At 63.0% G+C, this 12,411-nt stretch carries 11 protein-coding genes; 7 read left to right on the forward strand and 4 right to left on the reverse strand.

Translation table 11 applies throughout. The features are described 5' to 3' along the window. Nucleotides 1-21: 21 nt before the first annotated feature. From ACQZ13_RS00070 to ACQZ13_RS00080, 3 genes are all read left to right on the forward strand, one after another. Nucleotides 22-366, forward strand: a complete 345-nt coding sequence (locus ACQZ13_RS00070) for a hypothetical protein (protein WP_431049266.1) — start codon at nt 22-24, stop codon at nt 364-366. Between the two features lie 528 nt (nt 367-894). Continuing rightward, nucleotides 895-1,701, forward strand: coding sequence for a metallophosphoesterase family protein (locus ACQZ13_RS00075; RefSeq protein WP_431049267.1), 807 nt, complete (start codon nt 895-897; stop codon nt 1,699-1,701). Continuing rightward, complete coding sequence (locus ACQZ13_RS00080) at nt 1,698-2,060, forward strand: hypothetical protein (RefSeq protein WP_431049268.1); 363 nt, start codon at nt 1,698-1,700, stop codon at nt 2,058-2,060. The genes ACQZ13_RS00075 and ACQZ13_RS00080 overlap by 4 nt, the downstream gene beginning before the upstream one ends. Before the next feature lie 261 nt (nt 2,061-2,321). Here the strand turns inward: ACQZ13_RS00080 and ACQZ13_RS00085 are convergent, their stop codons facing one another. Continuing rightward, nucleotides 2,322-2,804: a hypothetical protein gene (locus tag ACQZ13_RS00085; RefSeq protein ID WP_431049269.1), complete on the reverse strand. Its 483-nt coding sequence runs from the start codon at nt 2,802-2,804 to the stop codon at nt 2,322-2,324. Between the two features lie 122 nt (nt 2,805-2,926). On the opposite strand from ACQZ13_RS00085, the gene ACQZ13_RS00090 reads away from it, so the two are divergent. Next, nucleotides 2,927-3,226: a helix-turn-helix domain-containing protein gene (locus tag ACQZ13_RS00090; protein WP_431049270.1), complete on the forward strand. Its 300-nt coding sequence runs from the start codon at nt 2,927-2,929 to the stop codon at nt 3,224-3,226. Between the two features lie 98 nt (nt 3,227-3,324). Here ACQZ13_RS00090 and ACQZ13_RS00095 read toward each other — a convergent pair whose 3' ends face one another. The 3 genes from ACQZ13_RS00095 to imuA all read right to left on the reverse strand — a co-directional run bounded on the left by ACQZ13_RS00095 (nt 3,325) and on the right by imuA (nt 8,667). Then, on the reverse strand, nt 3,325-6,417 hold the full coding sequence (locus tag ACQZ13_RS00095) for an error-prone DNA polymerase (protein WP_431053422.1): 3,093 nt from the start codon (nt 6,415-6,417) through the stop codon (nt 3,325-3,327). Nucleotides 6,418-6,581: 164 nt separating this feature from the next. Continuing rightward, nucleotides 6,582-7,898: a Y-family DNA polymerase gene (locus ACQZ13_RS00100; protein ID WP_431049271.1), complete on the reverse strand. Its 1,317-nt coding sequence runs from the start codon at nt 7,896-7,898 to the stop codon at nt 6,582-6,584. After that, entirely contained in the window at nt 7,828-8,667 is an 840-nt protein-coding gene (gene imuA / locus ACQZ13_RS00105) for a translesion DNA synthesis-associated protein ImuA (protein ID WP_431053424.1), read from the reverse strand. The genes ACQZ13_RS00100 and imuA overlap by 71 nt, the downstream gene beginning before the upstream one ends. 218 nt (nt 8,668-8,885) lie before the next feature. Between imuA and ACQZ13_RS00110 the strand changes: the two genes are divergently transcribed. The 3 genes from ACQZ13_RS00110 (at nt 8,886) to ACQZ13_RS00120 (ending at nt 12,379) form a co-directional block, all read left to right on the forward strand. Beyond that, complete coding sequence (locus ACQZ13_RS00110; protein ID WP_431049272.1) at nt 8,886-9,227, forward strand: helix-turn-helix domain-containing protein; 342 nt, start codon at nt 8,886-8,888, stop codon at nt 9,225-9,227. 507 nt (nt 9,228-9,734) lie between these two features. Beyond that, the gene (locus ACQZ13_RS00115) at nt 9,735-10,088 is read left to right on the forward strand and encodes a hypothetical protein (RefSeq protein ID WP_088405806.1); all 354 of its coding nucleotides are present in this window, start codon (nt 9,735-9,737) and stop codon (nt 10,086-10,088) included. 380 nt (nt 10,089-10,468) lie between these two features. Then, nucleotides 10,469-12,379, forward strand: a complete 1,911-nt coding sequence (locus ACQZ13_RS00120; protein ID WP_431049273.1) for a WD40/YVTN/BNR-like repeat-containing protein — start codon at nt 10,469-10,471, stop codon at nt 12,377-12,379. Nucleotides 12,380-12,411 lie beyond the last annotated feature (32 nt).

A 12,411-nucleotide genomic window follows, 5' to 3' on the forward strand; every position in this document is an offset into this window, starting at 1 on the left:
CGAATATGTGCTGAGGTGAATATGAAGCCCTTTGACAACGAGCGTTGGATCACAACCACCGAGGCCGCAGAGATGGCGGGGCTGTCACGACAGGTCGTGGAAAGGATTCTTAGATGCGGGAACTACGAGGGCGAGATCCGCTGGCCTGCTGCAGGAACGCATCCGAGCGTCAGGGCCGCCGAGTTTGAAGCCTGGATCGGGCCTATTCTGGCTGCGTCCGATCCTGGTGACCTAGAACAGATCCGCGCCGAGGCGATCCTCGAACCTCCGCCGTCGGCCATGGAGCTTAGCCCACATGAACAGGAAGCAAGGGACGCATCTCGGGCACGTGCGGCTGCGCTGGTAAAGAAGCTGAGGGACCGATGACGGCCCCAGAGGATGCAATCTCTGCGTACCAACCAGGCGGCGCTGCAATGCTGGTCAAGCCAAGCCCGTGCCTCAGAGGGATGCCGCTGGCTCGACCGCGACGACTGCGGGGAAACCAGCTCGCCTAAACGCGAACTTGCTTAACTCGCCTAGGAACCAACGGGAGCCACGGATATGAACAGTCCCATGAGAATCGCTACGTGGACAACCAAAGTGAGGAAGGCTGGAAGGATCGACCTACCGCCTGACGTGCTCGACTTCCACCCCGGCCAACGGATCTACTTCCACTTCACGCATCTGGGCGCAGTGTTCGGGGTCCGGCCAACAAGGACAGAGAGCGGGCGGCTGCTCTCATGCCGCCTTCGGCGAGTGCTTCGCTCCATCGCAGCTTATGGCCCCAGAACGCTGGGCGCACGGTCACGATCCGGCAGAGCCGCACCACCAACTACCCGCTTGCGAGCGAGCAGAACCCGACGTATCAAATTTTGAAGCTTCGAGCATGCTGAGTACAGAGCGAGTCACTGATTCATGAGCTTCAGACCAATTTTGCTGTGCGGCGATCCTCACGGACACTTCGCACACATTCTCGAAGCGACCGGCAAGCTCGATCCCGCTGCCGTGATCCTTCTTGGCGACATGGAACCCGAGGCGCCGCTGGAGACGGTGCTCGCTCCGCTGGCCGATCGCGTATGGTGGATCCCGGGGAACCATGACTCCGATCGAATCGTCGACATCGAACGTACTTGGCAAAGCGGGCTCGCGGACAGGAATCTGCATGGCCGGGTTGTGAGGCTCGAGGACGGGCGAAGGATCGCCGGCCTCGGGAACGTGTTTCGCGGGAATGTCTGGATGCCCAAGGGACCGGGCGGTGGAGCTGGCTCGCCCCCAAGCTTCAACAGCATGCGCCAACACGCGCGGTCAACACCTCGTCAGGATCGCTACGGTGACGGTCCCCACTTCAAGCACTGGGGCACTATTTACCCCGAAGATTTCGAGCGGCTCAAGCGCCAGCGAGCAGACATCCTGGTGACCCATGAGGCGAGCGGATATCACCCGTATGGCTTCCCCGTCCTCGATGAGCTCGCGCGCGCCCTGGGGGTTGTCCTGCTTGCCCACGGCCACCTTCACGATGCGCGGTGGCGCTTCGAGGATCAGTCGCGGGTATGGCAGGCCCAGGGCTTCAAGTCTGTGGGGGTGGGCTTGCGCGGTATTACTGCCGTCAGCGGTGATGGCGAGCTGGAGGTGGTGGTCCCTGGCGAGCTCGACGAGGCAAGCGCGCCTCGCACCAGCCGGGCGGCCGCGACTGCGCGTTCTGCTGAAGGAGCGAAGCCATGACCGTCGCCGTTCCAAAAGATTTCCCCCAACTTCCCATCGGCGGATCGGTGCCCGGTGTGCAGATCAAGTTCAGCCTGACGCGAGGGCCCGACGGCCTGCTTCACGAGCCGGGCTCTTTGCCGGCGGAGCGGGCCGAAGACTTTTTGCGCTGTTGCGAGGTGGTGGACTGGGCCGAGGGGTTCCTTCGTGAGAAGGCACTCAAGCCAAAGTACGCAGCGCTGACAACGGAACAGATGCTGGAGAAGTTCAAGGTCAATCTTGACCGCGACTTCGAGATGCCCGAGGCCTATCGCTTATGGATCCTCGCTCGTCTCGCGGACATCATGCAGCAGCGCAAGCGGCTCGTGCCCGATCGCTAATCAGCGAGGGTCGGACCGCACAGCTCTACAGAAAGGCCGCGACACCAGGTGATGCGTAAACTGGTTGGCTACTTGCTGTCAGCCAAGCTCGCAATCCGCATCGCGGCTCCACGGACTGACCTCGTCGCAAGGTCTGCAACCGAAGCGTTGTCACGGGCGATAACGTTGCGAACGGGCTGGCTAAATCAGTGTGCACCTGCGCCCTTCAAAGCAACGTGAGGGCTCATAACGCCCGGGCGATGCGTCACTCGAAGCGCGGCGCTAACAACTTTGCGCGAGATTGCCGACGGCCTTCGCCACCGTGTCTACGTCGGGTAGGGCGTTCACGCTCCTCCACGCGGCGACCAGAAGCCAGACGTACCCGATCGCTGGCAGCACGTACGCAAGGAAGAGAATTGGCAGCATCACGATCGACAACGCGCTATAGATCAAAGCTTTGTTGCGTGCACTCGCGCGAAGATCAAAAAGGCGTTCGTCGGAGAAGGTCCGCTTGAGTTCTTCGTCGTATATCGCCAACAGAAATAGCTTCGCCTTGGCCGATTTCGAGGGCTTGAGCGCAAGGATTCTCACGTTTCGACCCGGCTTAAGCGGGCGCGCTGTTTGGGCCGCCACGAACACATTTGCCAGATCGACTCGTCCGCTTGGGGTTTCGACCTCGATTTGGTTGTACGTGTGGACGTCCATATCTCGCATCGACTCGCCAACGAGACTGATGCGACCAACAATTACTTCAAGCTGCGACATCTGACTACCTGCTGACTCCCGTCCGCCCGGCATGAGGTGCGGGGGCTGCATAAAACCCACTGTAGTCGAATTTCGCATATTCCAGATTCGCATACATCGTAAGCGTCGCCATCCCGTGACGCATGCCGCGAATTCTGTTCAACCACCGCCACGCCGCCCTACTCGAGTTGCTCCGACAAGCACGCGTTGAGCAAGGCGTGAACCAGACCGACCTGGCGGTGGCTCTGCAACTACGGCAAACCGACATCAGCAAAATCGAACGCGGTGTGCGCAACATCGATGTGATCGAATTGCGCGAGTGGGTACGAGCGCTACGACTTGACTTCGTTGAGTTCTGCGGCGAACTCGACAGGCGCATCGAGGCCAGCGAAGCGCTGCGCGCGCGGACCACCAATTCCACGGGAAAATCTCGGAAAGGCTAAGCTCGCAGCGAAGACCGGTTGCGCGGCACTGGAGGGGCAAAAAGGGGCGTCTAGCTCGCCGGTTTGAGGAGGTGACCAGAGCCTCACATACCGTTCCTTTAACGAAAGTCGCGACTGCTGGTTTCCAACTTACCTAGAAGATCAGAGAGATCCTCCAGCCGGCTGGCAACCAAGCTGCACGCGTCGCCCTGGCGCTGCCATGTGCCATGCACGGCCATCAGTCGAGACCGCAGCAGCTCCTTTCGCTGCTTCTCCTTGACGCTTGGCCAAACGATCACTTGCACGTTTCCCGTCTCATCCTCAAGACTCAGAAACACCACGCCCTTGGCAGTGCCCGGCTGCTGGCGAAGCGTCACGATGCCGCAGTAATGCGCCGTCCTACCGTTCGGCATCGCAGCGAGGTCCTTCGCGGTACAGAACTTTCGCTTGGTCAGGAGCGGGCGTAGGAGTTGGAGAGGATGGCTGCGAAGAGTCAGGCCTAGGGTGCGATAGTCCCAAATCACTTCTTCGCCTTCGGCTGCAGGCGCGAGTTCCAGTACTGGCTCGTCCACGGGTGCCTGGCGCAACAACCGTGGCGCACGCTTGAGCGCCGCGGCGTCCCAGACCTGCTGGCGGCGATGACCGCTGAGCGATTGCAGCGCATCTGCAGCGGCCAACTGACGCATCTCATGCTGTTCCAGCTCGGCGACGCGTGCCAGCTCTTCCGCGCTTTTGAAATAGACGGTCTGCCTCGTTTGGGCGATACGTTGGGCCGACTCGGCTTTGAGACCGTCAACCAGCCGCAGGCCCAGCCGGACCGCGGGCTGGTGGTCGATGTTCTCCAGCGTGCAGTTCCAGTCGCTGTGAAGCACATCAGCAGCTCTCACCTCAACGCCCGCGCGCCGCGCGTCCTGCACAAGCTGGCTGGGGCTGTAGAAGCCCAGCGGCTGGCTGTTGAGCATGGCAGCGAGGAACTCAGCCGGATGGTGCTTCTTCACCCAACAGGACGCGTAGACCAACAGGGCGAAGCTGGCAGCGTGGCTTTCCGGGAATCCGTAGCTACTGAAGCCCTTCATCTGCTCGAAGACGTTCTTGGCGAACGCCTCGGTGTAGCCCCGCTCGAGCATGCCGCCAATGATGCGCGGCTCGTATTTGTCCAGGCTTCCCGTTCGACGCCACGCCGCCATCGCGCGACGAAGCCCGTCCGCCTCACCGGCGGTGAAGCCCGCGCACAGGATGGACAGCTGCATGCACTGTTCCTGAAACAGTGGGATGCCAAGGGTGCGGCCAAGCGCCTGCTCGATCTCCGGGCTCGGGTAGACCACCGGCACCTTGCCGCTGCGCCGGTCAAGATACGGGTGCACGGAGCCGCCTTGGATTGGCCCTGGGCGCACGATCGCGACCTGCACTACTAGGTCGTAGAAGCACCGCGGGCGGTGACGGGGCAGCATGCTCATCTGCGCGCGGCTCTCGACTTGGAACACGCCGACGGTGTCTGCCTTGCAGATCATGTCGTAGGTCGCAGGATCCTCGGCTGGGATGTCCTGCATCTCGAAGACGTGGCCCTTGCGCGCGCCGATGAAGTCCAGTGCTTTGTGTAAGGCGGTCAGCATGCCCAGCGCCAGCACATCCACCTTCAGCAGCCCCATCAGATCCAGGTCGTCCTTATCCCACTGGATCACCGTGCGATCCTCCATCGCCGCGTTCTCGATCGGCACGATCCGCGACAAGGGGCCGTTGGTGAGCACAAAGCCCCCAGGGTGCTGACTCAGATGCCGCGGGAAACCCATGAGCTGCTCGGTCAACAACAGCAACTGGCGCACGGCTAGCCTGCTCTTGTCGAGGCCGACCTCCGCGAGCAGCTCATCGCTGATGTCGAGATCCCAATGACTCATGCCTTTGCTGAGCTGTTCCAAAACGGCGTCCTCGAACCCGAGAGCTTTGCCCACGTCGCGCAGTGCGCTACGCGGTCGGTAGCTGGTCGCGATCGCAGTGAGGGCCGCGCGTTCGCGCCCGTACTTGCGATAAAGGTACTGAATCACCTCCTCGCGCCGCTCGTGTTCGAAGTCCACATCGATGTCGGGCGGCTCACCCCGTTCCTTGCTGATGAAGCGTTCGAACAGCATGCTGCTTCGCAGCGGGTCGATCTCGGTGATGAAGGTGCAGTAGCAGACCACCGAATTCGCAGCAGATCCGCGGCCCTGGCACAGGATGCCCTGCGACCTGGCGAATGCAACGATGTCGTACACGGTCAGAAAGTAGTGCTCGTACTTCATCTCCTCGATCAAAGTCAGTTCGTGCTCGATCTGCTCCTGAGCTTTGGCGGGGATGCCGCGTGGCCACCGGCGCCCCGCGCCCGTGTAGACGATGCGGCGAAGGTAGCTTTGAGGCGTCTCTCCCTCGGGTACGACCTCCTCTGGATACTGGTATTTCAGTTCGTCCAACGAGAAGTCGCAGCGTGCCGCGATCCGCAGCGTCTCCTCCATGAGCTCAGCGGGACATCGCTCCGCGATGCGTCTGCGAGTCCGCAGATGCTGTTCGGCGTTCTGTTTGAGCTGCAGCCCACAAGCGGTCAGCGGCAAGTTCAGTCGCGTGGCGGTCATGACGTCCTGGAGCGCCTTGCGCGAGCGCACGTGCATGTGAACGTCGCCCACGGCCACTACGGGCACTGCGGTGAGCTCACTGCACTCGCGCAGCTTGAAGAGCTGCACTTCGTCGTCCATGCGCCGAAGCTGTTCCCATCCCAGCCAGCAGCAGCCCACCCAGTTGCTCAGGAGCCAACGCGCGATGCTCGCCATCTGATCCTGGCTGCATTCGCGCTCTGGGATTGCCACAACCAAGCAATCCGCCAGAGTCTTGCTGTCAACTTCTTCAAGGTTGAGGGTGTAGGTGCCCTTGGGAGAGCGGCGTCGCAAATGGGTGATGAACTCGCACAGATTCCCGTAGCCGTTGCGATTCGTGGCAAGCACGACCAGCGTGAATGGCGCCGCGCCGGAGACCTTGAACTGGCTGCCGACGAGCAGTTTGATGCCGACGTCCTTGGCCACGACATGAGCCCGCACGATGCCAGCCATGCTGCACTCGTCTGTCATCGCGATCGCCGCATAACCGAGGGCCTTCGCGCGCTGGACCAGTTCATCTGGCGCGCTCGCGCCCTTCAAGAAGGTGAAGTTCGACGCACAGCGGAGCTCCGCATACTCTGGAATCACGATGGCGCTCCTGATCGCGCTACCTGCCGGAATGCCGGCCGCACTCGCGGTTCTCCTGCAATCAGCCTACAGATGTCGAACCGCCGTTTGCGCCGGTCCTCACCTTCGCGCACGAATGGATCGGCCAATGGGTGGTACTGCGTCGTCATCCCACGACGTCCCGCCACTCAGCCGAACACGCCATGAAGGAACCAGGCGACGCCATCGTCGAGCTTCGCCTGGAAGATCCACAGCAGCCCCGCGTGTCTGGACTCGGCCAACCAGTAGTCGCGCACGACCAGCCGTCCCTGGTCCAATGCTTCGTCACGATCCCACCAGCCGGCTTCTACGCATTGGGGTCCGGCCAGAAGCTGCAACTCACCTTGATACACGGGACGGTTCTTGCGCACGGCCAGCTTCAACGGTTCGGCTAGAACCCAGGTGGGCTGAGGAAGCGACGTACTGGCCTGAACCTTCCGCGGGTGCGGATTTGCTGCAGGCTGCCAATGGCCCATCCACTCCACACGGTGGTCCTCGCGCGTGACGCAGCGCCGCACCGCTGCTGGTCCCAACCTTGCGGCCATGCGTTCGAGCACTAGATGCAGCGACTCTGCGTCCTGCACCGTATCTGGCAACAGCGATGCGTTGGTGCCGGCTTGATCGTGGACCTGATCTGCAGTGAGAGCCAAGTCACCCGCAGGTGCGGCCAGCGCTACTTTGGCGAGGTGCTCCGCCAGCAATCGGCACAGGTGCTCGAGGTCTCGGCTGGGGTCGGCGGTTCCTACGGTGAGCGAGCCGCCCTCGCCAGCATCTTTGGACCGCATCGTGTCGTGCCACCAACGCAGAGTGAACGAGGTGACGCCGGCGTGGCGCGCGGCAAGCCATCCACACATCTGTACGAGCAGGCGACGCGCGCCTTGAAGCAGCGCGGGTGCATGTTCGACGCGAAAGGGAAGTTCTAGCTTGGCAGCGAACGAGTCGGGGAGCGTCTCCCAAACATGCACCTCCGGCGCCCGCCCGTAGGCCCAATCGAGCGCTTGAAGCAGCTGCTTGTCGAACCGTCGGCTCAGACCGCCACGCGGCAGGGCCCTGAGGTCGCCCAGCGTGCGACAGCCCGTCTGGGCCAGCGTGGTCGCGTGCGGTCGAACTGCAGTAAGGCATTCCATCGGAAGCGCATCGAGCATCGTCTCAAGGGGGCGCTTGAAGCCGTTCTCTATTCCGTTCCGGGCCAGCGCGTGGGCGGCGAGCGAGGTCGTGGCCCACGCAACCTGTACGACGCCGAGCTCATCAGCCTGCGCGACGACTCGGTCGCGCAGGGCACGCTTGCCGCCAAACAGGCGGGTGCTGGCCTCGACCTCCATCAGGACGGCGTCTTCGGAGACAGCAACGCGAGGCGTGAATTGCAACGCCCACACGGCGACCGCTCGAAGCGCGTCACGATTGGGTAGGTTCGAGGGCGACGTTTGGCTTGCGCACGGCGGCAGCAACAGGGCTGTCCACAGCATGACTTGGCTCAACGGCAACGAGGCGGCTGGGATAGCGCAGCCTCGGGGTCATGATCCTGTTCAGCCCGCCAGGCATGGACATCAGTCGCAGCTGGCCATCCATGGGCGGGCCCTTGCGTTTGATCACCTCGACAGTGATCTGCCAGTCGGTGTCCACGTGGACCGCTATACGCAAGGGCGCAGCGGACGCGTCCCGAGCTGCGGATTCGGGGCGACAGACAAAGACCGGGCCCTTGCACCGAGCCGAAAGTACTTGCAGCCGTCGGATCTGCTCAGCTCGTACAAGCGGCAGCCAGGCGATGACGGCGCCGCAGCTGCCCGCCTTCACCAACTGCTCGGTCGACCACAACCGATCCTTAGGCGTGTCAACGTCCACCCAGACCAGATATCGCTCGTCGACCCCCTCATGACGCAGGCCCGGCATGTGCGGTGAAAGCGTCGGACCGACCAGCGCGACGGTCTGGCCGCGCTGGGTAAAAGCCGCAATCATCGATCCCAGTAGGCGGAACTCGACCACTGAAAACTGGCTGACCAATACTTCCGTGAGCGCTGCACAGGGCCAACCGTTGCCGGGCAACACCGCGTCCAGCTCCGCGAACCCGGTGGGCTCGACTTCTGTCACCAAGCTGCCCAGCTGATCTCCTCGCCACAACGCAGCTTCTACTCCGGGCGCAAGCGGGTTATGCACGTGTGCAACGGCATTCTGATGGGGCGATATCAGGCTGACAGGAGGCGACGCTCCCGCCAACCCGGGCGAAGCGGGCGACATAGGCTGCTGGATAAAGACTGTATTTTTATACAGTATATGCAACGTCGAGGCTTGTCCAGCCCACGTCTTCCGCAGTCGCCGAGTGCGTTCGATCCGTCACAGATCCAAGTTCGATGGCATCGCAACGTCACTCAAGCGGCTGACCCACGGCGTTTATCGCCGTTCCGCGCGCTAAACGGTGCGTTCTATAAACAGCGTAATCCCGCATAATGCGCTCCATGAAGAGCAGGCTCATTCCTACGGCCCCCGTTCCGCGCACGGTAACGGATCTGGCTGCACAGCTGGGCAAGCGCATCCGGGTGGCTCGCATCCGGCGCAAGTTGCGCCAGCAGGACCTGGCCGATCGGGCGGGCCTGAGCCGCACTGCCATCGAAGCGGTTGAGTCAGGCAAGCTCTCCACCGGGCTAGGAACCTATCTGCGCGCCCTGTGGGCGATGGGCTTGGCTGACAACTTGGACCTGGTAGCCGACCCGGGCTTGGACCGCGACGGGCTGGCTTTGGAGCTCAACAGACAAACCATGCGAGTGCAGGTACAAAGAAAGGTCGACAACGACTTCTGAGGGGGATCAGGTCTACATCTGGCCATTCCCTCAGGGCGACGTCGAGCCGATGATCTGCTGGCGGCTGACCGTCGCACAGGAGACAGGGGGCGCGACATTGGCGGAGTTCCGCTACGGCCACAGCTACTTTTCTTGTGGGGACGCGATGGCCTCTGGACTCGATGCGCCTGCGCGCCGCTTCGATCGCCGCATTGAGCGCGAGGATTTGGGTCCGGAATGCGATGCCGTCGACCTGCCTGGCTCATTCTTGAGTTGATCACGCCGCGAGGTAGCGCTGGATGCTCTGCTCGATCTGCTGTCGCCGCTCTCGATGTTGGTGGCGATGAAGTCTGGTCGCGGCTGTTGACGCAGGCGCCTCGCGGCGGCCAGTTGTAGATCTTGGTGCCCGACTGAGCCAGTGCCGGTGCACGTGCTGCACCCTCATCAATGGCAGCGCGTCGTAGTTCCTCGACGGGCACGGGACATGCCACAGCTGGTCCATCAGTTCTTCACTTGATGAGGTGCCCGATGAGTCCGGACCATGAGCATGCCGAAGAGGATCCCGTCGTGGTTGCACTCACTGCGATGCAACGTCACGTCGAAACGATGACGCAGGCGCTATGCGCGCTTCATCTGCAGGCTACAGAGCTCCAGTCTGTCCTCTGCGCTGTGGTGGACACCCACCCCGATCCGGGTGAACTCAAGCGTTGCTTCGAGCACCAGATTGAGCACACGCTGCGGCACTTCCGCCCCAGCGACCTCGATGCTCTGAACTCGCAAACTCAGGCGTGGGTCGACCGCATCCATCGCCGCACTTTGGCGGTTGAGTCGACCTCTGCTGATGGATCTCACGAGAACGCCGCGCCTCGGCTGTTTCAGTGATATTCAAGCGCAACGGTAACTGAGGGCAGTTGGCACCGAGCGGCGCTTTCAACACCTGCGGTCGATTCGTCGGTGCGCCACCTCGCGGCACTTGTCCGTCGGTTGCCGCGACGCGAGCGCGTGAGATCGGTGGAGCGCATTTCATACGGCTCACCGCACTGCAATCGGATTCAGAGACCGGCGTCACACCGTCTCCCCGCTGGACCAGCCCGGCTCGCGACTGACCAACTCGCTCCGTCGTGGGGGGCATACGCTCCTGTAACTTCCGCGTCCACATGGTTGGACGGGATACTGATTCTTTCGGGCCTGACGATACTTTCACCATCCGCGCCTCAAGGAAGCTGCCGCATGGTGCGACAGCGGGATGCGCCACCGCCGTCATGCTTCATGTCATCACCGATAGTCGCATTCTCGATACTGCGTCTATTCGCTCCTCCTGGTCTCTTCGCATCGCGGCGTTCGCCGTCGCCACGGCTACGCTGACGGCGTGCGGCGGCGGGTCATCGGATGACGATGCCACGCCCGAAGCCAATCCCGCAACGATGGCCGCGACGCTGGTCCGCGTCGCCCCGGAGGCTGCAGGCACTCATTGCGCCGCGGGCGGCACTCGCGTCCAATCCGGCACGGACGCCGATCACAACGGCCAGCTCGCCAACGCCGAGGTGTCCAACACCCAGTACGTCTGCAACGGTGTGAACGGAAGCACCGGCGTCCAAGGTCAGTCCATGCTGGTACGAGTCCGCGCTGAAGCGGCTGGCGCGAATTGTGCGCAGGGTGGTTCGGCAGTGCTTGCCGGGCTGGATGGCGACGGCAATGGTGCGCTGGACTCCGGCGAGATCAGCAGCATTGCCTACGTGTGCAATGGCCCGAACGGCTCGAACGGTTCAACGGGCCTTACGGGTCCCAGCGGTCCCAGTGGCCCGAGTGGCCCGAGTGGCGCCCCCGGCCTCGACGCCTTGGTCGCAGTGGCTGCGGAATTGCCTGGCGCGAACTGCACCTACGGGGGGCAACGCGTGCAGTCGGGCCAAGACGGGAACCGCAACGGCGTGTTGGACGTCGGAGAAGTGTCGTCCACCGCTTACGCCTGCAGCGCCGCGCCGGCGGACACGCGCTGGGTGACTGTGACGGGAGCGACCGCGCAGGCCGAATCGAACACCGGCTATCTGGCCGCTTCGAATAGCGCGGTCGTCATCACTCTACCGGCGTCGCCCACGATCGGGGACTGGATCAAAATCACCGGCGTCGGCACCGGCGGCTGGACGATCGCGCAGAATGCGGGCCAGCGCATCACTACGATCGGACTGCCCGGCGGAAACGCAGTGAGCTGGGCGGCGCTGACGCCGATGGGTGCGTGGACCGCCACGGCCATGTCGGCCGACGGTGCACGGCAGGTGGCCACCTCGTCGTCCGGTGAGCTCTACACCTCAGAAAATGCCGGCGCTAACTGGACGCCTCGACTGACGGGGCAGACGTGGTCGGGCGTCGCCGTTTCGTCCGACGGACTGAAGCTGCTGGCCTCGACCAACGGGGGAGCTTTGTACCTGTCAACGGACGGCGGGCTCAATTGGTCCAACGACGGAAGCAGCCGGGCGTGGAGCGCCGTCGCCAGTTCGGCGGACGGCACGCATCTCGTGGCCACGGCCTATCTCGGCCAGATCTGGACCTCCTCTGACAGCGGCAGTAGCTGGACAGCGCGCGACAGTAGCCGTGCCTGGCGGACCGTCAACTCGTCCGCCGATGGACGCGTGTTGATCGCAGGCACCAACGGAGCGCAGCTGTACGTGTCGACCGACTACGGCGTGACCTGGAATGCGCGCGCGACTGCACAGTTCTGGTGGGGCTCTGCAGCGTCGGCCGATGGCCGGCGGCTCTACGCGACAGTCGACACCGGTGCAGTCTGGCGGTCCGACGATTTCGGTACCACGTGGGAAGCGGTGGCGATGAATCGCGATTGGCGCGCCATCGCCACATCGGCGGATGGTCGCTACGTCGTGGCGGCCACGAACGGCGGCACGCTGTACGAATCGCCGGACGGGGGCCTCACATGGCGTCCCGCCGCGGATTCCGGTGCATGGACTACGGTCGCCAGCAGTGCGAACGGTCTGACCCTGCTGGGCGGCAAGTCCGGTGGCGCGCTTTACGCAGGCGCGCGGCGGTCTACCACTACCACGGGGGTGACCGGCTCACTGTCGGGTGGGCATGGCGATGCGCTGCAGCTCCAATACATCGGCGGCGGGACGTTCATGCCGATCAGCTACGTCTCGGCGAACATGATCTTCACGCCCCAATAGGCGTCCCGAATGAAGAAGGAAGTCTAAGGTTT

Source organism: Roseateles sp. L2-2, assembly GCF_050613215.1.
In the GTDB taxonomy this organism is placed as follows: Bacteria; Pseudomonadota; Gammaproteobacteria; order Burkholderiales; family Burkholderiaceae_C; genus Roseateles; species Roseateles noduli.

Coding starts and splice junctions, on each gene's coding strand:
- ACQZ13_RS00070 (WP_431049266.1), top strand. CDS start 22: ATGAAGCCCTTTGACAACGAGCGTTGGATCACAACCACCGAGGCCGCA.
- ACQZ13_RS00080 (WP_431049268.1), top strand. CDS start 1,698: ATGACCGTCGCCGTTCCAAAAGATTTCCCCCAACTTCCCATCGGCGGA.
- ACQZ13_RS00085 (WP_431049269.1), bottom strand. CDS start 2,804: ATGTCGCAGCTTGAAGTAATTGTTGGTCGCATCAGTCTCGTTGGCGAG.
- ACQZ13_RS00090 (WP_431049270.1), top strand. CDS start 2,927: ATGCCGCGAATTCTGTTCAACCACCGCCACGCCGCCCTACTCGAGTTG.
- imuA (WP_431053424.1), bottom strand. CDS start 8,667: ATGTCGCCCGCTTCGCCCGGGTTGGCGGGAGCGTCGCCTCCTGTCAGC.
- ACQZ13_RS00120 (WP_431049273.1), top strand. CDS start 10,469: ATGCTTCATGTCATCACCGATAGTCGCATTCTCGATACTGCGTCTATT.
- ACQZ13_RS00075 (WP_431049267.1), top strand. CDS start 895: ATGAGCTTCAGACCAATTTTGCTGTGCGGCGATCCTCACGGACACTTC.
- ACQZ13_RS00115 (WP_088405806.1), top strand. CDS start 9,735: ATGAGTCCGGACCATGAGCATGCCGAAGAGGATCCCGTCGTGGTTGCA.
- ACQZ13_RS00100 (WP_431049271.1), bottom strand. CDS start 7,898: ATGCTGTGGACAGCCCTGTTGCTGCCGCCGTGCGCAAGCCAAACGTCG.
- ACQZ13_RS00110 (WP_431049272.1), top strand. CDS start 8,886: ATGAAGAGCAGGCTCATTCCTACGGCCCCCGTTCCGCGCACGGTAACG.